Genomic DNA, 20,211 nt, shown 5'->3' with positions numbered 1-20,211 from the left:
ACGGACATCATCAGCGGTACCCTCCGGCGCGACAGCGTGATCGAGCTGGATGCCGAGCATGGCGACTTCGCCTTCCACAATAAGTAATACCGTTTCCTAACAAAAGACCTTTGCAAAATGGTCTTTCGCCGAAAAAGCACCGCTTTTTCGGCAGGGACTTTGCAGAATGCCCCAGATGCAAGGAACTGAGAGTGAGGGCGAAGGGAGTGTGCTAACGCACATGACCAAGCCCGAATCTCGAAAGTGACGCCGCAGATGGGGTATTATGCAAAGGTCTCAACAAGAAAGGATCCGAGTCAGCCCCCTCGTGGGACCGGCTCGGATCCTTTTTTCTTATGATTAGTATCTATTTGCGAAGGTCACGCACAAGCGAGCGTACCAGCAGGTAGATCCAGACAAGCAGGATGACCCCATAAGAGAGAGAAATAATGATACTCAGAGTCGATCCCCAGGAGATAACCTTAAGCACATACAGTCCGAAACCGATCAGGAGCCAGTCCAGCAAGTTTCCCAGAGCCTCTCTCGTCAATGTGTATTTCCCATCACTGTGCTCTTCCATCTTGTATCCAGAACGAAGGACTTTGTGAAGCGACACTAAAGGCAGAAATCAATACCACTTTATCGGAGTCATTCAGGACTTCCGTCTTGGCTATAGCGCTGATATAGTAATTGACAATGTCTTCAATATGCTTCAGCTTTTTGGATTCATTGTATATATCAAAGAAGAAGCTGAAAACCATGTGCTGATCTTTATTGATAAAACCCTGCTTTTCCAAATCGTCAAGGGTTTTAAGAATACCATTGGTCTCGTGAATGTTAACTGAGATTATTTCTGCTATCTGCTCAGATGTCTTCATAAAGTATTCGTTACTGAGCAGCTCAGACTCTACTGCAGATGGAGAGTAAGTACTTCTGAGACCTGGGGACAACATATCCGAGATAAGAGTGTTGTGCAGTCTACCTGCATATTCTAGATCAACATATTCACTAGGGTAGTGTATGGACAGCCCGCTATAGCAGGGTCTCATGTTTTGATCCGATATGGCTCTTAAGGCACGTCCGGCGGCAATAGAAGAGCCCGCACCTGCAATTCCTGCAGCCACTCCCGTTACGATGGCATATCCGGTACCGCCTGTTGCAACCCCCACTCCAGCAGCAATGGCCTGAACGGCTTTAGCACCACCTCCGGCACCCATGACATCTGCACCTGCAACGACCAATACATCACCTACAGCTGACCAAAAGCCTCTTGTGTTAGGCATTCTGTCGTCTCTGTCGATGACTTTTTCGTAGCTGTCATTGAATGCTTGAAGTTCTTCAAGGAATTCAATTTGAGCATTAGTGGTAATCGGGCTCTCCTCTGTCACAAGACCATTAGCCTCGGGAGTATTCTCAGCTCCCTCGTGAGAACACGATAATGTGACTAAAAGGACAAGTAGAAGAATAGTTTTTTTAAGCATAGCGTTAAAAGTTGAAATAAGTTAGAGATTAGGAGCCAACAATCGAATGCTGAACTCCGTTGACAAGGCAAATGTATGTAAATATACGCAAAATACAAAATGCAAAGACATATGTGCGGTTTTCATCGCTTCTAATTTTATATCCTGTGTTTTAGAGTGAGAGGATTTGGAAGAGGTTATCAATCAAAACACGAAGGCTCCGTTCCCTATTTATTATAAGAATTATAAATCGAAAGGAGTTGAGCAGATAATAAGACCTTTACACTATCTTTATGACATTTCAGTCGTGATTCAGCCATAATCTTCTGTTGCCCAATCATAAACCAAAGCACTTCCTCTTTCAATTTAACATATCTGAGTCAATCTGCAAAACTGCCGAAGAAGAGAGCTTTGTTTTTGAAATGGACTATATATATGTTTTTCCCCTCCGTACACGCGAAACCATCTCCTGTAATCAGACAGAATATGGGATATAGATTTTATAGACGTCCTAGATTCTGCAAAATGTGTCAGGGCTGAAGAATCAAGGGTGAGAAATTGCGATAAGGCGCATCCCGATGTCTTCAATGTCCTACTCCAGGTGCTGGATGACGGTCGCCTGACGGACAATAAGGGGCGGACGGCGGACTTCAAGAATACGATCATCATCATGACCTCCAATATGGGTAGTGACCTGATCCGGAAGAGCCTCGAGAGTATGACGATGGCGAATGCCGACGAGGTCGTCGGCAAGGTGCGGACGGAGGTGATGGAGATGCTCAAGGAGCGGATCCGCCCCGAGTTCCTCAATCGTATCGATGAGATCACCGTCTTCCGTCCCCTCACGGAGGAGCAGATCGCGGAGGTGGTACGCCTGCAGCTCGATCGGGTGGTCAAGACCCTTGCCTCCAATGGCATCACACTGACCTACACCGATGCCGCCGTGGAGCAGATCGCCCACCAGGGGTACGACCCGCAGTTCGGTGCGCGGCCGGTCAAGTGGGTGATCCAGAGCCGGGTACTCAACACCCTCTCCACGGACATCATCAGCGGCACCATCCGGCGCGACAGCGTGATCGAGCTGGATGTGGAGCATGGCGACTTCGCCTTCCACAATAAGTAATTTCCTGACAACAAAGGATCCGAGTCAGCCCCCTTGCGGGACCGGCTCGGATCCTTTTTCTTTTTATTAGTATCTATTTACGAAGGTCACGCACAAGCGAGCGTACCAGCAGGTAGATCCAGACAAGCAGGATGACCCCGTAAGAGAGAGAAATAACCAATCCCGCTGGGGGCGGAGCTCCATCGGGATTATCGCTCTCTAACCGTAGATCAAGACATGAGGTGGCAGAGACCGCAGGAGACGCATTTTTTGTAATGAAGAGACAGTAAGAGACACGGAGAGACTCCACGAGACTACTCCTCCCGGTGGGGGGGGCTATATTTGCACCGCTGAAGCTTCTGGATAAGCGAGGTGATCGTCGCTCAGCCGGAGTCATGTGTGGAATCCTCTGCGGGGCTGTAGTGAAGCGGTGGAAAATCGGTACCTTTGAGATCTATGAAGGAGATGGAAGAGGATCATACACTGGATCGGCTGAGACTGCTCGTCGGGGCGGAGGGCTGCGATAGGCTCTCGAGGGCGCATGTGCTGGTGCTCGGCCTCGGGGGCGTCGGGGGCTTTGCCGCCGAGATGATCGCCCGCAGCGGGGTCGGGCAGATGACGATCGTCGATGCCGACGTGGTGAACCAGTCTAATATCAATCGTCAGATCATCGCCACGCAGCTAGTGATCGGTCAGTCCAAGGCCGCCCTCTGGCACGACCGCCTTCTCTCGATCAACCCCGCCCTCCGGCTGGAGGTGATCGCCGAGTATCTGCGGGATGAGCGGATGGAGGAGGTACTCTCCGCCGCCCCGTACGACTTCGTCATCGACGCCATCGACACGCTGGCGCCTAAGGTCTTTGCCATCGCCTACATGCAGCAGCACGGGATCCCCTTCGTCAGTGCCATGGGGGCGGGTGCCAAGACCGACCCGACGAAGATCCGGGTGGCACGTATGGATAAGAGCTTCAATGACCCGCTAGCCAAGATGATCCGCAAGCGGCTGCGCCACCTCGGGGTCAAGCTTAACTTCCCAGTCGTCTTCTCGACCGAACTGCCGGTGGAGGAAGCGATCGTCCTGACGGAGGGGGAGCAGAATAAGAAGTCCACCCCCGGCACCATCTCTTACATGCCACCGATGGTGGGGGGCTACTGCGCCTACGTGGCACTTGATCACCTATTACATCCTAAGTCATGAGTATACCCACCGATACGCCTCTGATGGAGGTGCGGGACATTTACAAGAGCTTCGGTCGGTTGGAGATCCTGCGGGGGATCAGCCTCGAACTCCATCGGGGAGAGATCCTCGCCATCGTCGGCGCCAGCGGGGCGGGCAAGACGACACTCCTGCAGGTGATAGGCACACTCGATGCCCCGGATCGAGGGGAAGTGATCATCGGAGGCGAGCGGCTGTCCGACCTCTCGGGGGACCGGCGTGCCGCCTTCCGCAATCGTCACATCGGCTTCGTCTTCCAGTCGCACCAGCTGATGCCCGAGTTTACCGCCGAGGAGAATGTCGCCATCCCGGCGATGATCAGTGGTAAGAGCCGCCGCGAGGCGATGGCTGAGGCGGGCGAGCTCCTTCGCCGCCTCTCCCTCGGTGATCGGCTGGACCACCGCCCGGCGGAGCTGTCGGGAGGGGAGAAGCAGCGGGTCGCCGTGGCGCGTGCGATCATCAATCATCCCGAGATCGTGCTGGCGGATGAGCCTACAGGCGCCCTCGACAGCATCCGTAAGCGTGAGCTCCTCGAGCTCTTCCTCCGACTGCGCGAGGAGGAGGGACTCTCCTTCATCGTCGTGACGCACGACCGGGAGACGGCGGAGATCGCCGACCGGTCACTGCTCCTGAGTGATGGTCGGATCGTAAGCGAGCAGCGTGGCGATGAGGCTCCGATTTAATAAGAGCGACCGGGTGGTCCTCATCCTCCTCGTCGTCCTGATCCTCTCCTACGTGCTCTACTCAGGCATCACGGCGAAGGGGCTCCCCAGCCCGACCGAGGTGCAGGACACCATCCCTCCGGGCGTGGCGAGGCTTGACACCGCACCTCCGGCTCCTGTAGAGAAGGTGAAGAGTAAGAGTACCTCGGCACCCATCCGAACCGACCGCTATCCCGGTCCTCCCCCAGATACCAAGCGACCGGAAGCGTACCTCCCCAAGCTCAAGCCCGGTGCCACCATCGACCTCAATACCGCCGACACGACGCTCCTCAAGCGCGTCCCCGGCATCGGCAGCTCCTTTGCCCGCCGCATCGTCAAGTACCGCGACCTCCTCGGTGGGTACTACGTGGTGGAGCAGCTCCAGGAGGTCTACGGCATGGATCGCGAGCGATACGATGCGATCTACCCCTACTTCACGGTAGGGACGGCGGTTAGGCCCCTCACCCTCACCATCGACAGTATCAGCTACCACCCCTACCTCTCGTGGCGCCACAAGCGTGCCCTCCGGCGACTCCTCGAGGAGGAGCAGACCCTCGACTGGTCGCACCTGATGGCCACCGGTGACTTCACCCGCGACGACTCCCTTCGCCTCGCCCCCTACATGCCCTTCTGACGGCTATTTCGCAGTTTACGAATTAGCTCAGTCTTTACATATCAAGCTCTAGTCGTCGGATCTGATTAACAAAGTCTTTTGTACCTTTATGGTTGACATTAAGGACGGAAGGTAAACTATGAGTAGACCACAGGAGAGTAAATTAAACAAAATGCTGCAGTCCGGTCAAAAGAACGGGTTGCTATTTGCCTCATGGCTTATAGAACAAGGTTACTCCAAGCAGTTGCTGAGCAGATATCGCTCCTCCGGTTGGTTGTCTGCTCTATGCAAGGGCGTCATGTACCGCACTGGCGACAGGTTGTCAGCATTTGGCGCTTTACAGTCCTTCAATGAGCAGTTGGGCAAGAGCTTTCATATAGCCGCACATTCGGCTCTGGAGCTTTGGGGCTTCAATCACTATGTGCCTATGGGTAAGCCGTTGTTGATGGTATCAACGGCAGGTGGCAAAATGCCACAATGGATGGGGTATGACGCTTTTGATCGAGAGTTTACGTTCTTCAGTACAGAGGTGTTTGCCCGTGCACAGATAACGACCATATCATACTTGGACTGGAGGCTTCTGATATCCTCCCCGGAGCAGGCTTTTATGGAGTGTTTGCTGCTCACTCCACGCCAGTATGACTATATGGATTTGTTTTACATCATGGAGCAGCTGACCACTCTGCGACCGGATATTCTTCAGTCGCTATTGGAGACCACAAAGCACTACAAAATGAAGAGACTCTTTTTGTATATGGCAGAGAAAGCAGGTCATTACTGGTATGATGAGCTGGATCTTACGCGCATAGATCTGGGGACACACAAGCTCCAGCTGGTGCCATCGGGAGTGTATGTCGCTAAGTACAGAATGACAATCCCAAAAGACTTAAACGACTATGAATAGTCAGAAATATAGAAGTCAGGTGGCATTGCTGGTACGCATCCTGCCTTTGGTGTATCAGGTTGAGGGCTTAGCCATCCACGGTGGTACGGCCATTAACCTCTTTCATCAGAATATGCCACGTTACTCGGTTGACATTGACCTTACCTACATTCCGATAGCGCCACGACCAGTGAGTCTGGAAAAGATAAATCAACATCTCTGCGAACTGAAATCGAGTATAGAGCGTGCCATTCCCGGAATAAGTGTAAAGCATAGACCCGATGTGTGGAAATTGCAATGCATGTATGAAGGAGCAATGGTGAAGATAGAGGTAAATGGTACAAAACGGGGCATACTTGGTGATGTCGAGATTATGGAACTCTGTCCGAAAGCGAAGGAAGAGTTTCAAGCCAACTGCAAGGCACGCATTGTTCCTTATTCTCAACTCTATGGAGGAAAGATCACGGCTGCTCTCGGTCGCCAGCATCCTCGAGATATGTTTGACTGCAAGTATATGGACAAGACGCTTGAGGATGTAAAGGACGGGCTCATCTTATGCTTGCTGGGAAGCGAGAAGCCCATCATAGAATTTCTCTCCCCTAATGACATAAATCAAAAGGAGGCATTGGAAAACCAATTCAAAGGGATGTCGGATATTCCATTTACCTATACAGACTATGAGCAATCACGTTCGTCCATTATTAAGAGGGTATATGACTGCCTTACAGATACAGACAAGGAGTTCCTCGTTTCCTTTGAGGATGGAGTGCCGCAGTGGGAGAAATGTTGTGCAGGGAATTTAAGCCATTTTCCATCCGTGCAATGGAAGTTGCTGAATATTGGCACACTCAAGCGAACGAATCCGAATAAGCATAAGGAGGGCATGGATAAGCTGAGGCGTTATCTGCAAGTCCATTGATAAGGGTCAGACACGCGGATTGAATGTTTGACTCTTTTTAGCCACCTGTTTTCGGGAGGGGCTTTCAGAAAGATTAAGGAAAAAAGGTGGGTGAGCCACGCCTTTTTCCCTACATTTGTTGGGTAACGAGATCGCAGGGCGGTCTCCGCTCGAAGTGACACCAATCATTTTTACACAAAAACCATATACTTTATCTCATGAAAAAACAAACCAACCGCTACCCCTCCGAGTGCACCACCATCATCGTCGGCAAGGAGCTGATGGAGGACGGATCGATGATCGCCGCCCGCTCCGAGGACTGGGACGCCATGGTGGCGAAGAATCTGGAGATCTTTGAGACCACGGAGAATGGTCCGGAGGAGTTCATCGCCAAGGAGACCCCCTTCCGCTGCAAGCTCCCCAAGCGCCGCATCGGCTACTCCGCCCTCTCCCCCTACCACCTGCACGGCGAGTGGGGCAGTGCCGGCTTCAATCGCGAGGGTGTCGGCATGAGCGCCACGGAGAGTATCTTCAGCAGCGAGAAGGTGCTGCAGTACGATCCGCTCGTGGAGGATGGTCTGGCGGAGAACTCGGTCTTCAATATCGTCCTCCCCTACATCACCACCGCTCGTGAGGGCGTGGAGCGTCTCGGGTCGCTGATCGAGAAGCACGGCATCGCTGAGGGCTTCGGCATCAGCTTCATCGACGAGCACGAGATGTGGTACCTCGAGACCGCCTCCGGTCACCGCTGGCTCGCCACCCGCATCCCCGAGGACAAGTATTTCGTCTCCGGCAACCAGAGCCGCTTCCGTGACTACGATCCCAAGGACAAGGACAATTACCTCGCCTCCGAGGACCTGATCGACTTTGCCAAGGAGCACCATCTCTATGAGGGCGACTTTGACTTCCACGAGGCCTATGCCCGGGATGAGAAGCTCGACACCACCTACAGCTACCCGCGCGTCTGGTACCTGCAGAAGATGTACACCCCCTCCAAGGAGCAGGACGTGACGAAGAACGACTTCCCCGTCTTCCTCAAGTCGGACAAGAAGCTCACCCTCTGTGACATCAAGAAGGGCTTCCGCTCGCACTACAACGACACGGAGCACGACCCCTACCTCCACTGCAACCCCAAGGAGCCGTGGCGCCCGATCTCGATCTTCCGCACCACTCAGACCCATATCCTGCAGCGTCGCCCCAGGCTCCCCAAGGAGATCGGTCAGATCGACTACATGTGTGAGGGAATGGCAGCGCTCGGCATCTTCCTCCCGCTCTACGAGGGGATCAAGTCCTACCCCGAGGCCTACCGCATCGGTGGCGGCGAGTCGTGCAATAAGTCGGCGTACTGGAAGTTCCGCCACGTCCAGATCCTCGGCATGACCGACTACAATCGCTACGCCCCTGTGATCCAGGAGGCCTACGCTCAGCTCGAGGAGGAGATCGCACAGCGTCAGAAGGAGATGGAGCAGGAGTACCTCGCGATCTACAAGGATCGTCCTCTGGCTGCACAGGATCTGCTGCAGAGGTTCTCTGACGATATGCTGACCCGCGCCCTCGAGGTGACGGATGAGCTGACGGAGCGCCTCTTCACGCTCATCGCCCTCCACATCGGCGAGACCTACGAGTTCCACGGAGCCTGATCGATAAATAACTAAGTCCTAATAGCGGAGCGCCTGTGACCGACATCGGTCGCAGGCGCCCCTCTTTTTGTCCCGGATCCTAATGGTGAAAAAGCGAGCAAAAAAAAGGGGCAGAGCTCGGAGGAAATCCGGCTCTGCCCCCTTTGGGTAAATCCTTGGGTGGGTCTCTGCTTAGACCTCGTGGAGGTCCTGACCCATCTTCTCCTTCTTGGTGCGGAGGTAGCGCTCGTTGTACTTGTTAGGTGCTATCTCGATCGGGACGTGCTCCACCACCTCGAGACCGTAGCTCTCGAGTCCGACCCGCTTGACGGGGTTATTGGTCATGAGGCGCATCTTGCGGATGCCGAGCTTCTTCAGGATCTCGGCGCCGACACCGTAGTCCCGCTCATCGGGACGGTGACCGAGGTGGACATTGGCCTCGACGGTATCCATGCCCTCCTCCTGGAGCTTGTAGGCGTGGATCTTGTCCATCAGGCCGATGCCGCGGCCCTCCTGATTGAGGTAGACGATGGCACCGCGACCCTCCTTCTCCACCTGCTCCATCGCACGGTGCAGCTGCTCGCCACACTCGCAGCGGAGTGAGCCGAAGATGTCGCCCGTGGCGCAGCTGCTGTGGACGCGCACCAGCACCGGAGCACCGTCGGAGACTTCGCCCTTGACGAGTGCGACGTGCTCCAGTCCGTTGCTGACCTGACGGAAGGGGATGACGCGGAAGTCACCGTACTTCGTCGGCAGCTTCGCCTCCACACCCTCCTCGACGAGGCTCTCACTATTCATCCGATACTTGATCAGGTCGGCTATGGAGATGATCTTGAGCCCATGCTCCTTCGCAAAGACGAGGAGCTGGGGCAGACGGGCCATGGTGCCGTCCTCATTCACGATCTCGATGAGGCAGCCCACGGGACGAAGTCCGGCGAGGCGGCAGAGGTCGACCGTCGCCTCGGTATGTCCGGCACGGATGAGGACCCCTTCGTTGCGGGCACGGAGAGGATTGACGTGACCCGGTCGGGCGAGGTCATCGGGACGGAGTGAGGGGTCGGCGAGGGCGCGGATGGTGGCAGCGCGGTCCGACATGGATACGCCTGTGGTGACGCCGTGACCGAGGAGGTCGACGGTGACGGTGAAGGGGGTACCGAGGGGGGAGGAGTTATCCACCACCTGCATCGGCAGCTCCAGCTCACCGCAGCGCTCGGCAGTCATCGGGGTGCAGAGCACGCCGCGGCCGTAGCGCATCATAAAATTGATGATCTCCGGGGTCATCATCTCGGCGGCGCCGATGAGGTCTCCCTCATTCTCCCGGTCCTCATCATCGACGACGATGATGAGCTTACCCTGGCGCAGGTCCTCCAGCGCCTCATCGATAGAGTTGAGTTTGATCGTATCGTTCATATCTAGTACTTAGTGTGATTTACGATGTTCGGTGATGCGGGCGATCTCGTCCCTCACCTTATTATTATTGTCCCGGACGTGCTTGCACTCGCGCCGGAAGGCTATGTATCTGATCTGGTAGTAGGCGTAGACGAGCAGCCCGATGGGGAAGAGTATCATCAGGGCGATGCGGAGTCCCCTCTCCCGAGGCTTCCGCACGAGAGCAAGCTCCTGCAGGTCGGGGTAACCGCTAAGACGGTGGACGAGGAGGATGTCCTCACTCCGACCGAGATTGGCGACGATCTCATCCAGTGCCGTCGCCAGCTCCCGCTGCAGGTGCTGCTGGGTGGGGCGGAGGAAGAAGCCGAAGTAACCCGCCGAGGGCTGGTGGACAAATCGGTCTGCCAGCTCGTCTGCCCGGTCGATGTCTCTCGTGGCGAGGGCGAAGTCGGGCTGACCGACCTCGGTTGCCGTCCCGACCTTGCGGACCGGCTCGATGCCCATGAAGTGATTGAAGCCATTGACGAGGATGTCGACATTGAAGCGCATACTGTCCTGCGTGGCGAGGTAGGTGAGCAGCAGGCCGGCCGGGAGGAGGACCATGTTGGGCAGCCAGATGCCACTCCAGAGGATCCAGCGCCCCTCATTGACCATCTTGACGCCCGTGGTCTCGAGGATGTAGAAGACGATGAAGCAGAAGATCGCCACGATGAAGGGAACGCCGATACCGCCCTTCCGGATCAGCGCTCCGAGCGGCGCCCCGATGAGGAAGAAGACGATGACTGCCACGGGATAGGTATACTTTCGCCAAAACTCGAAGTCATTCTTGCGGATCAGACTCTCAGTCTCCTCCTGGTCCATATTGGCGAAGTAATAGGAGCTGACGTCGGCATTGAGTCGTTGCACGGCGGAGTTGAGGATCTGCTGTTGCTGCACATAGCCCATGGCACCCAGGTCAGCATAGAGGTCTCGCCTCGTAGGCTCGGGGGCATCGGGCTTGCTCTTCTCCTTGGCAGCACCGGCTGCGGCAGCCACTGCTGCAGCTCCCGGCGCAGCGCCTGCCATCGGAGCCACCTCCTCCAGTAGCGTCTCTCTGGAGGAGTGGGCGGTCTCCCGCCGGTCGCTCTCGGGGGTAAGTCCCACAGCGGTCGTGCGGACGAGCTTCTGATTGACCAGTGCCATCGAGTCGCGTACCAGGGAGAGTGAGTCTACGTAGGCTCGTAGCTGTCGTGCATTCTTCCCCACAAACTGGCTGCTCAGTGCCCCCTCGTCGACCATGTAGAGGCTGTCATCGAAGTGCATGATCACCTCCTTGGACGAAAAACGCTCTCGGAGGAAGGGACGCTGGACATTACTATTATAGCTCCCCGACTCTGCCGGACGGAGGTTGCGGAAGGACTCCCCCTGGTAGACCTCGAGCACCATCTCCTGTCCGTCATTGACCGAGTAGAGATAGCCGCTGTCGGCGACGACGATGGAGGCATTTTGCGGGCCCTCGGAGTGGTCGTAGATCATGAGGTCGTAGAGGGTCTTCGTCTTCGGGTCCTTGCGGGTGATGTAGATGGAGTAGCCCGGGATGTCCTGCGTGAAGCTCCCCTCCGGTATCGCCAGCTCGGGCGACTTATTCTTGATCGAGAAGTAGTACTGCCAGAAGCGCACCTGACTGGTGATCATCCAGTCGTTCTGAAACCAGTAGAGCCCTCCTGCCAGCAGTATGGAGAGGCCGAGGAGTGGTCGCATGATCCGGGTGAAGGGGATGCCGGCTGTCTTCATCGACAGCAGCTCCATCCGCTCGCTGAGGTTGCCGAAGGTCATCAGCCCAGCCAGTAGTATGCCCAGCACCAGAGCCATCGGCGCCACCGTCATTGCGGAGTAGAACATCAGCTTGAGGAGGACAATGGTGTCCACTCCCTTACCGACGATATCCCCGACAAAGCGCCACAGCAACTGCATCACAAGGATAAACCATGCGACGGCAGTACTCCCTAAGAGCAGGGGGATGAATGTCCGGAGGACGTAGAGGTCTAATTTCTTCACAGTCAGAGGACCGCTTGCGGTCACGCAAAGGTAGCAAGAAATCCACTCTTAATCCCTTTTCCCCCACCCTCACCACAGGGTGCAACCCCACTGTCCCCTAACTCGCATGTCGAAGCATGAAGAGACAGGAGGAGACACGAAGAGACAATCGCTGCCGGAAGAGGTGGTATCTTTGCACCACTGAAGCTTCCGGATAAGTCAGGCGCTTGACCGATCAGAAGAGGTAGCTAAAGCCGGTGCTGACGTAGATCGGGTAGAGCTTGGTCGTTAGGGTGGTGAAGGATCCGGGGAAGATCGGAGTGAAGGAGGCCCTCAGCTCGCCGTAGACGAGGAAGTGTCGGTAGGCGCGCCAGCTGCCGCCCACCTGCATGCCTGCCTCGAAGCGGCTCAGCTCGTCGGAGAAGTCGTAGGTCGCCTGCTTGTCGGCGGGGAAGTCGACCCGCTCACCGATGGGCGATCCCATACGGAAGTGCCCGTCGGTGACGTGCCCGGTGAAGCTGCCGTCGAAACGGTAACCGGCGTAGAGACCCGCCTGCACCTTGCCGTAGTCATTGATCTTATAGGCGGCGCTGACGGGGAGGACGATGGTGGAGGCAGCGTAGTTGCTCTCGACGTATCCGGTCCAGTTGCCCGACGCCTCTGCTCCATCACCGAGTAGGAGCGAGGTGTGGTAATTCTTTACCCTTGCACCGGTGACCATGCCCTTCTGCTCCATACGGAGTCCCATCACCAATCCCCAGTGGGGGTCAAACCACTTGGTCGCCTGACCCTCTACGTGGACGTTGAGCTTGGGATTGTACTTCTCCACGCCACGGATCTCCCGGGGCATGGGGATGGGGGCGGTGCCGCCCATGGAGAGTCCGGCACGGAGCTCAAAATTCCACCCATAGCGCAGGGCGGCGAGGATATTTTTGTCGCGAGCCTCCTGGCCGATGGCGAGGGATGCGGTGGCGAGGAGTAGGAGTGCAGTGTATATCAGTCGTCTCATAGGTTACTCAAAGTAAAGGTTCATCTCATCCACGAGGAGCGTACTGCCGATGGCGCCCACGAAGTCTGCGCCATCCCGGCTGGAGGTCATCACGATGGTGAGCTTGTAGCGACCATCCTTCAGCTTCGCAGAGTCGATGCTCTTACCCTCCACTGGCTCGAAGGGGAGCTCAAAGTGGATCCACTCATCGCTCTCCTTAGGATCCTTGAGCTGAGCGGTAAGGACAATATTGGGCGAGGTGAGGACATTGGTTCCATCGAGATAAGAGGTCTCCTCGTCGGTCTCGAAGAAGACGGCGTAGAGCGCCGGGAGGTCCCTCTTGCCCTTGATTTCCTTAGAGTCCTTGTCGGTCACCTTATCGCCAGACTTGTACTTATAGAACCCCGTCAGCATAAGCGGCTTGCGGGTCTCGGGGATGCCAAAGAGCGTTGCCTTAAGATGGTTGCTCATCGCCTCATTGACATTGAAATCCCCGAGGAAGAGAGTCCCGGGAGCGATGGGCTTCTTGAACATCGCACCGAAGCCCCCCGTACTGAGCGTGGAGAGCTTTGCGCACTTCCCACGATAGCCACTCGGATCCTGTGTCACGGGATAGACTGAGGGATCCGTGGGATCGCAGGAGGGATCAAGGGAGAGCGAGATCATAAAACCTTCGTTGGGGCATGCCCACTTGAGTCCGTCAGAGATGACAAACTCGTAAAAGAGTTCGTCTCCAGTGTCCCGCTTCTTATACCGGCTCACCTGCTCGAAGTCAAAGTGTCCCGGGGCGGGGCGCGAGGAGGCGATGGTGACGGTGTACTCCTTCTTCCACTGCTTATCCTCTGAAGTGACGGTATAAGTGACGGGCTCGGTAAAGTCTTGCTTGCTGCCACTCGCCGGGGAGATCGTCGCGCCGGGGGTGAGGGTAAAGCTCAGTGCCACGGCGGAGCGGTCGACCCACGGCTCCGCCTCGATCTTGATGGCGGTATTGGTGATGAGGGGCTTCTCCCTCGGGGTGATCCCCTCTACCTCGACAGAGAGGATGTCCGCCTCAGCATTGGGTGCCTCGGGGCGGATACAGGAGACGAGCCCGGTCAGCAGTAGAGTAAGGAGGCTGATCATCGGGATCAGCAGGTGCTTTCGCTTGCTCATATTCATATCTGTTTTCTTGAATAACTGATAGTAATATTAGTTCAAATATAGATTCTTTCATAGATTGTCATGGGGGAGCACTTTAGTCGATTATTTCCAAATTAATTCTTAAACGGTTTAAAAAATTCTCTTCTCCATTTTATCATGAACTTCACGCAAGTTCTTCATTAATTCAATGACGGGGGCACTGATGCTCTCTGACTCAGGAATGATAGGGTCATCGTCCCACTCCAATGCATTTCTCGTTGGTTCATGCGCAGAAACTTTCCATGCATCGGTAATGATAACCTTTTTAAGTTCGATGGCTTCGCTAAAATCTATGTTCATATTTACATGCATCTGGTCGTCAATTGCTACTGCCACAAGCTGGCAATTGCCAAACCGAGAATATACCCGTTCAAAATTATCAAGATTCGACGTGTCATTTGGAGTCATTGTGTGCTTCCGACACATTACAGCTATATATTGCCCCTCCGTGATATGGTCCAAGGGTATCTCTGGTGCCACACATGCTCTATACCATGAGGGATGTTGTTTGTCGATGCCTCTTATCAGATGCAGTTCTACACTTGATTGACCTTTTGCTATTTTTTCTTTCCATTCATGGATGATTCTTTTGCCTGCCTCCAAGTTCTTGAAGGCCAGGCCTACTATAGGTGGTGTCGCAGACCATTGGTCGTACATGAAGCACACCCCCGTCCATCCAGCCTTATCCCACCATTCCATAGTGCTGGAGATACTGAATATTTGTACACCTCGCTGTTCTGTATGTGGGTTCTGATCTGTTAACGTTTCTCCCTTTGTATCTGCCTTGCATACATAGGTCTTGTCATTTGCATTTTCCCATTGACGGATTGAATACTTGAACTTATCGCCAAGCACATTATAAACCGCGTTGTTCAACTCTAGCAAGGCAATGATTCTGTCCATGATTTTTTCTTTCTCGTGTCGCTGTGCTATCAAATCTTTTACATCTTCGCTCGACACAGTGTTAAGCGACATAAAATATGCCATAAAGAAAGCAAAACAGTGCCAATACGTTTCTCCATCAAGAGTGCCGTAGTTCACGTTAAATACATATTGGTTTTCGTTTTTTCCTCTTTCCATTTCTGATTGTTCATCAGTTGGGGCAATTTCCACTTGAATTTCCGGACTCATTACCACAAGTTCCAGCGTGTCAAAAGTGGCAAGCAGTGTTTCAACTGTTGCCAAAAATGTCTCTGCCACCAGTTGACTTCTAACTGAGTTCTCGTACCTGACAGTGAATCGACAACCCTTTGCCAATGTACTGATAGTGGTCTGACCTTCTTCTGCTATATTAAGAGGGTTAAGGAACTGCTTGTGTATAGGTTGCTGCCTGAGCAATTTGCCCCAATCATCAGTGATAAGATTTACGAATTTCTCATCTACAGACTCTTGGTATCCTAATGCATATTTCAGATAGTTTTCTGAAATGGGCATATCGCAACGTGCAAAAATGTCTGGCAAAACGGAAATAGTTTCTCTCGTGAGGTCGACTGCTGCAAAATGGCAAGCCCAGCCTCCATCGAACAATATATCTTTCTCAACAAATTCTTTACTCTCTATTTCTTGACCATTATGGGCAATGATAAACAACAGTTCTCTCCAGTTGAGATACATCACAAGTCGGCCTATCATCAGCTCTATTTCACACAATTTCCATAGCACGGTAATCAGCAGATGACTGATAGTACCCTGCGTAAAGAACTCCTTGACAAGTATCGACGCAGCCTTTACCAAATACGCCTTTGCACTGTAAGGCAGTTCAAGATTATAAAAAGCTATGCCTATATAGCCGTATGTTTTCACCAGTTCGGTCTCATAGCCTTCTTTCATGAATGCCTGTACACAGTGACCCAAATGCTTTACCACAGGCTTGTATTGCTGCTTGTCTATCAAGGTCTGTGCACGATTGAAATGTATTATGGCACCCTCTACCTCAGATTTACGCAGAGACGAAATCTCCGAAATCTTGTCAATAAGTTTCTCATATTCCTCGTTATCATCTATCACGCGTCCAATCATTTCAACTATGGTTGTCTGTGCGTCAAAACTGATGTCTGGATAGTTGGCACTTGTCTCTATCAGTTCTGCCAGTTTCTTTAACTCTAGCGTCGGGTCTTGTGCATATTGTACCATTTGGAGCAACCGATGTTCAGAAAAGAAGAGTTCGAGGAACAGACGGCTCGCCTGCGACAGATCTTCGCGCTCCTTTATCGTCTTTAAATCTTGTATTTCCTTCCCGAACCTTTCGGAATCAAACAAACCTACTCTTGCCGCATTTTCCAAATTGGTGAGGATATTGGCCATCAGCTCTATCGTATGCACAGTTGTATGCATATTAGCATACTCCTTTAGCTTCAGATAATCTGCATACATTGCATTCACATCGTGAAACCAGAAAAACGATGTCCAAGCATGATTATACGTTATATTGAACCGTTGCACGGAAGTACCGTGTACTTCTGCTTCTCGCTGCGCACGGTTGAAGCGACCTTCAGTCTCCATCCGAGGGCGTTCCAGGCCTCTGCTTAATAGGCAGGACTGGAGTAAGTCATCAATATAGTCCGTATCTAGGCTTTCTACTTGCCGTGACAGCAAGTCATTCTCTAACTTCTCCAGTTCTTTTTTTCTGCGCTTATCATTAGTGCCTTCTTTGACGGTCTTTCTCTTGTAGTCTTCAGAAAAGTTCAGTTTCTCGGTGGCAACATCATAGCAGCCTTGTTCAAACACTGCAAACTGACACCACTTACCATCGAAGATACTCACGGCTACACCGTATTGTTTCGATAGTTCATCCTCGACCTCCTGACGTTTACTTGACTTGATTTTCTGACTAGAGAAGAATACCACCTTCGTATAGCCACGTCCAGTCTCTACAGCTTTCTTGACATCGCCCTCTATCTTACTTTTCCAGTTCTTCTGTACACTGATGGCTATCGCCCATTTATGGTCGCCAGTACTGCCTTCAGACACCCACCATCTGTCTGATATTGCTTTGTCGACAGGATACGTCTCTCCATCCACCTTACCATCACCTCCGCCATCGGGACCGGTCTGCGGTTTTATGTTGGGTGTCACCAGTCGTGCTGCCAGCACTAAAACAAAGTTCTCAAACTCCGACTGTTTCTTATCCTGCGAGAGCTGTTGCAATTTCAGGTCAAAGAGTTCAGGAGTGAGCTTAGTCTCGTACACGACCTCCGTGTCCGAGAAGAGATTATTTCTCAGACGCCGATAATACGAGAAAATATCCTGCTGCGCCGTTACCAAATTATCTTCAAGTTCCAGTGTATCGTTAACTATAGGTTCTTCCATTAATCGAATTGTAAGTGACCATAGAAGATTCGAACTTCTGCCTTCCCCTTCATGATAGCCACGATTCTGTGCCTATCCTGAAGGGGGATGAACTACCACTATTCTAATGAGTCGATTATATTGTTTATTGTCAATTTGTCAAGAGTATATCCATAAAGGCTTTTTACACAGTTTGACACATAGGTATGAAGTCTTTTTGTCCTACCTTCGTGAAGGAACCTTACATATTGTGGAATCAGTTTGTCCTTGTTACTAAGCACTAACTGCTTCCAATCAATGTGAGGTAATAGGCTAACCGTCAAAAGGTCTGCAATATTTTTAATATTTGCTGTGCATAGAATAAAGTCGTCAAACGACAACTGTGATTTTTCATTTGGTTCGTTGAGAGTCGGGTAAAAAGCAGTAATAGCTATTTTATCGATAGCTTTGTATTCTTTCTCGTAGTCTTGATTCAAGCTATGGGCCACGCCATTACGCAACAACCTGTAATAGTCATATAGGTCTTTCTTAAACCTCTCAATTGAAAGGCTGATCCCATTTTGCGAAAGTGCGTCCAAAAGCTTATCAAACTTTGAACCATCTATTTTGCTTAATGCAAAAGCAGGGTCTATTAAGAACCTCACATCATCAACGAAATCCGTAATGAACTCATCAAAACTCGCATTCGGGAACACAAGATAACCCTGATATTGTTTCTTCCTGAAGTTCGCAAGACTTATGCTATTCAACCTCACCCCAGTAGCAGTAGAAGTGCGGCTAAGAAAGGCATCGAAAGACTCCTTCTTGACATCGAAAGTACCAAGATAATATCTACTGGCCACCTCTTGGTACTCGACTAGTGCATCATACTGACCCAATGTCAGCCAGAGTTTACGGTTTGATGGTATGTCAAACGTTGTCTTCCTATATGTTGAACGGTTCCTATCCATATGCTATTGGAAAGCCCTCCTAGCTTAATGCGAGTTTAAAGAGTTTTAATTATCTATAATTAAAGACTTAGCAAAGCCTGCTGCGACTTCATAGTGTAAAAACACTATAAATTACAAACAAAAATTGCCATAATAATCAATAGCAAAGTTACAGATTTTTTTCATTGCTGTCCGATAAAAGCTTGTCGGAAGGGATGAAGAAAGGGCTGACTTCATTTTCTGGAGTCAGCCCTTAGTGGTTAATTTGTGGTGTCAAAAAACAAAACTTAACCATGAGCAAAAGTACACATATTACCGGACAGCCGATCTTCACCCAGATTGTTAGACTTCTGGGGAGGGAGCGAGTGATCGGACTCAGCAGAAACAACGGCGGAGAGCGGTATGTCAAGCGGTTTGACGGGTGGACTCATCTGATGACGATGCTTTTCGCTATCATCATGCGCTTCGACTCGTTGCGGGAGATTACCGGTTCGCTTCAGATCCAGGCGCAAAAGTTGAATCACCTGGGCTTCAAGATGATGCCCTCGAGGATTACTCTGGCTGACGCCAATGCCCGACGTCCGGAGGCCTTCTTCGGAGCCGTTTACCACGATCTGTACACCCGCTATCGTCACGTCCTTTCATCGGACAGCCGAGCCGGCAGGAGGCACGAGGGTAAGAAATGGCTCAAAACGCTTCAGATCATCGACTCCACAACCATCTCCCTATTCTCCAACCTAATTTTCAAAGGTGTGGGAAGGCACCCCAAGGCGGGTAAAAAGAAAGGCGGGATCAAGGTCCACACGATGATTCATGCCAACGAGGGCGTCCCCTCTGACATCCAATTCACCTCTGCAGCGACGCACGATGCCTTTATGCTGAAGCCGGATGCGCTCAAGAGGGGAGACATCATCGCAATGGACAGGGCCTACATTGACTATGCAAAGTTTGAAGCGATGACGAGTGAGGGCATAGTTTATGTGACGAAGATGAAGAACCTGCGGTACACCGTGGAGAGTGACATCTTCTATCAGACCTCCGACGGAGTCTCGAAGATCGAGGTGAAGCACGTTGTCTTCACCAAGCAGGTAAAGGAGAAAGACCCCATCATCCACCGCGCCCGCATCATCATCTATGCTGACGTCAAGAAAGACGTGAAACTCACCTCCTTGCTCACCAACGACATGGAGATGGATCCGGAGGAAATCGTGGAGATCTATCGGCGGAGATGGCAGATCGAGCTGCTCTTCAAGCAGCTGAAGCAAAACTTCCCACCGAAATACTTTTATGGTGAGAGCGCCAACGCCATCAAGATCCAGATCTGGGTTACCCTCATCGCTAATCTGCTCATTATGATTCACAAAAGATGGCTGACACGCAGTTGGAGCTTCTCCGGACTGGCGACGATGCTGAGGATTACTCTCATGAGCTATTACGACTTCTTCAGTCTCTTCAATCACCCGGAAAAAGATTGGGAACGAGCCTTGGCAAAGGAGATGGAAAGTCCGCCGAGACCCTCACTTTTTGACTAGGGGGGCTTGGAAATCAATGTCAGGCAGCTCTTCCGCACCATTTCAGCGAAAGAGACCCCTGAAAATCCCCATTTCCGGGGCTGACGTATTTGGGGAATGGGCTCACAGCTTGATGGATAGAAGCTCGGAGGGCTTCAGAGTGGCGTTGGTCCGGAATTGGGTAATGAGCCTTTTGCCGCTCTTTTCCTTCATTTTGTCGACAAAGAAAAGAGCGATTTTAGACATAATGTTGAAGTTCTTTGCCTCGTTATTCCTACTCTTAATCTGCTGATCCTCAAGCATCACCACGTCCAGCGTGTGGTGAAGGTGATTCTCTATTGACCAGTGAGCCCTTATGAGGTCAAACACCTTCCCGGGGTCGGATAGTGATGAGATATAGTAGCTCAGCTCGTCGCTTCCTTCACCCTGCTTCTTGTCTAT

15 protein-coding genes, 1 tRNA gene and 1 pseudogene are annotated in these 20,211 nt (G+C 52.4%); 8 read left to right on the top strand and 9 right to left on the bottom strand.

All coding sequences use genetic code 11. From position 1 onward, the window contains the following. Positions 1–542: 542 nt before the first annotated feature. Positions 543–1,460 carry a hypothetical protein gene (locus tag B088_RS06400; RefSeq protein ID WP_025081714.1) on the bottom strand — a complete coding sequence of 306 codons (918 nt, stop codon included), beginning with the start codon at positions 1,458–1,460 and terminating at the stop codon, positions 543–545. Positions 1,461–1,989: 529 nt separating this feature from the next. Here B088_RS06400 and B088_RS06395 point away from each other — a divergent pair. The 7 genes from B088_RS06395 (at position 1,990) to B088_RS06365 (ending at position 8,491) form a co-directional block, all read left to right on the top strand. Beyond that, a complete protein-coding gene (locus B088_RS06395; protein WP_018107594.1) occupies positions 1,990–2,562 on the top strand; it encodes an AAA family ATPase in 573 nt (190 codons plus the stop codon). A gap of 435 nt (positions 2,563–2,997) precedes the next feature. Beyond that, positions 2,998–3,738 carry a tRNA threonylcarbamoyladenosine dehydratase gene (locus B088_RS06390; RefSeq protein ID WP_018107593.1) on the top strand — a complete coding sequence of 247 codons (741 nt, stop codon included), beginning with the start codon at positions 2,998–3,000 and terminating at the stop codon, positions 3,736–3,738. Further along, positions 3,735–4,439 (top strand): ABC transporter ATP-binding protein, encoded by a 705-nt coding sequence (locus B088_RS06385; protein WP_018107592.1) that lies wholly within the window; start codon positions 3,735–3,737, stop codon positions 4,437–4,439. The genes B088_RS06390 and B088_RS06385 overlap by 4 nt, the downstream gene beginning before the upstream one ends. Further along, positions 4,423–5,091 carry a ComEA family DNA-binding protein gene (locus B088_RS06380; RefSeq protein WP_018107591.1) on the top strand — a complete coding sequence of 223 codons (669 nt, stop codon included), beginning with the start codon at positions 4,423–4,425 and terminating at the stop codon, positions 5,089–5,091. Before B088_RS06385 ends, B088_RS06380 begins: the two co-directional genes overlap by 17 nt. Positions 5,092–5,209: 118 nt before the next feature. Next, positions 5,210–5,974, top strand: a complete 765-nt coding sequence (locus tag B088_RS06375) for a type IV toxin-antitoxin system AbiEi family antitoxin domain-containing protein (RefSeq protein ID WP_025081710.1) — start codon at positions 5,210–5,212, stop codon at positions 5,972–5,974. After that, entirely contained in the window at positions 5,967–6,872 is a 906-nt protein-coding gene (locus tag B088_RS06370) for a nucleotidyl transferase AbiEii/AbiGii toxin family protein (protein ID WP_018107589.1), read from the top strand. Before B088_RS06375 ends, B088_RS06370 begins: the two co-directional genes overlap by 8 nt. Positions 6,873–7,069: 197 nt before the next feature. Next, positions 7,070–8,491, top strand: coding sequence for a C69 family dipeptidase (locus tag B088_RS06365; RefSeq protein ID WP_018107588.1), 1,422 nt, complete (start codon positions 7,070–7,072; stop codon positions 8,489–8,491). A gap of 171 nt (positions 8,492–8,662) precedes the next feature. On the opposite strand, the gene B088_RS06360 is transcribed toward B088_RS06365, so the two are convergent. The 7 genes from B088_RS06360 to B088_RS06335 form a co-directional block, all read right to left on the bottom strand. After that, the gene (locus B088_RS06360) at positions 8,663–9,880 is read right to left on the bottom strand and encodes a bifunctional 3,4-dihydroxy-2-butanone-4-phosphate synthase/GTP cyclohydrolase II (RefSeq protein ID WP_018107587.1); all 1,218 of its coding nucleotides are present in this window, start codon (positions 9,878–9,880) and stop codon (positions 8,663–8,665) included. 9 nt (positions 9,881–9,889) lie between these two features. Then, positions 9,890–11,896: an LptF/LptG family permease gene (locus tag B088_RS06355; RefSeq protein WP_050560140.1), complete on the bottom strand. Its 2,007-nt coding sequence runs from the start codon at positions 11,894–11,896 to the stop codon at positions 9,890–9,892. A gap of 214 nt (positions 11,897–12,110) precedes the next feature. Continuing rightward, a complete protein-coding gene (locus tag B088_RS06350; protein WP_018107585.1) occupies positions 12,111–12,884 on the bottom strand; it encodes a porin family protein in 774 nt (257 codons plus the stop codon). A 3-nt stretch (positions 12,885–12,887) separates the two neighbouring features. Next, positions 12,888–14,015 carry a PCMD domain-containing protein gene (locus B088_RS06345; RefSeq protein ID WP_211204669.1) on the bottom strand — a complete coding sequence of 376 codons (1,128 nt, stop codon included), beginning with the start codon at positions 14,013–14,015 and terminating at the stop codon, positions 12,888–12,890. Between the two features lie 117 nt (positions 14,016–14,132). After that, positions 14,133–17,351, bottom strand: a complete 3,219-nt coding sequence (locus tag B088_RS06340; protein WP_018107583.1) for a hypothetical protein — start codon at positions 17,349–17,351, stop codon at positions 14,133–14,135. 15 nt (positions 17,352–17,366) lie between these two features. Further along, positions 17,367–17,464, bottom strand: a tRNA-OTHER gene (locus B088_RS08605). Then, entirely contained in the window at positions 17,450–18,280 is an 831-nt protein-coding gene (locus B088_RS06335) for a hypothetical protein (protein ID WP_018107582.1), read from the bottom strand. Before B088_RS06335 ends, B088_RS08605 begins: the two co-directional genes overlap by 15 nt. 272 nt (positions 18,281–18,552) lie before the next feature. Here B088_RS06335 and B088_RS06330 point away from each other — a divergent pair, with 272 nt between their 5' ends. Beyond that, positions 18,553–19,791: an IS4 family transposase gene (locus B088_RS06330; RefSeq protein ID WP_018107581.1), complete on the top strand. Its 1,239-nt coding sequence runs from the start codon at positions 18,553–18,555 to the stop codon at positions 19,789–19,791. A gap of 102 nt (positions 19,792–19,893) precedes the next feature. Here B088_RS06330 and B088_RS08690 read toward each other — a convergent pair. Further along, positions 19,894–20,211 (bottom strand): annotated as a pseudogene (locus B088_RS08690) (ISAs1 family transposase); the annotation flags it as partial.

Origin of the sequence: Porphyromonas bennonis DSM 23058 = JCM 16335 (assembly GCF_000375645.1) — a bacterium.
Classification (GTDB): Bacteria; Bacteroidota; Bacteroidia; order Bacteroidales; family Porphyromonadaceae; genus Porphyromonas_A; species Porphyromonas_A bennonis.
The sequence above is the reverse complement of the archived record's forward strand: the minus strand, read 5'-3'. Positions and strand labels throughout refer to the sequence as shown.

Excerpts from the sequence above, each read along its gene's own strand:
- B088_RS06380 (WP_018107591.1), top strand. The coding sequence starts at position 4,423 with ATGAGGCTCCGATTTAATAAGAGCGACCGGGTGGTCCTCATCCTCCTC.
- B088_RS06365 (WP_018107588.1), top strand. The coding sequence starts at position 7,070 with ATGAAAAAACAAACCAACCGCTACCCCTCCGAGTGCACCACCATCATC.
- B088_RS06340 (WP_018107583.1), bottom strand. The coding sequence starts at position 17,351 with ATGGAAGAACCTATAGTTAACGATACACTGGAACTTGAAGATAATTTG.
- B088_RS06370 (WP_018107589.1), top strand. The coding sequence starts at position 5,967 with ATGAATAGTCAGAAATATAGAAGTCAGGTGGCATTGCTGGTACGCATC.
- B088_RS06390 (WP_018107593.1), top strand. The coding sequence starts at position 2,998 with ATGAAGGAGATGGAAGAGGATCATACACTGGATCGGCTGAGACTGCTC.
- B088_RS06400 (WP_025081714.1), bottom strand. The coding sequence starts at position 1,460 with ATGCTTAAAAAAACTATTCTTCTACTTGTCCTTTTAGTCACATTATCG.
- B088_RS06360 (WP_018107587.1), bottom strand. The coding sequence starts at position 9,880 with ATGAACGATACGATCAAACTCAACTCTATCGATGAGGCGCTGGAGGAC.
- B088_RS06330 (WP_018107581.1), top strand. The coding sequence starts at position 18,553 with ATGAGCAAAAGTACACATATTACCGGACAGCCGATCTTCACCCAGATT.
- B088_RS06335 (WP_018107582.1), bottom strand. The coding sequence starts at position 18,280 with ATGGATAGGAACCGTTCAACATATAGGAAGACAACGTTTGACATACCA.
- B088_RS06345 (WP_211204669.1), bottom strand. The coding sequence starts at position 14,015 with ATGAGCAAGCGAAAGCACCTGCTGATCCCGATGATCAGCCTCCTTACT.
- B088_RS06350 (WP_018107585.1), bottom strand. The coding sequence starts at position 12,884 with ATGAGACGACTGATATACACTGCACTCCTACTCCTCGCCACCGCATCC.
- B088_RS06385 (WP_018107592.1), top strand. The coding sequence starts at position 3,735 with ATGAGTATACCCACCGATACGCCTCTGATGGAGGTGCGGGACATTTAC.
- B088_RS06375 (WP_025081710.1), top strand. The coding sequence starts at position 5,210 with ATGAGTAGACCACAGGAGAGTAAATTAAACAAAATGCTGCAGTCCGGT.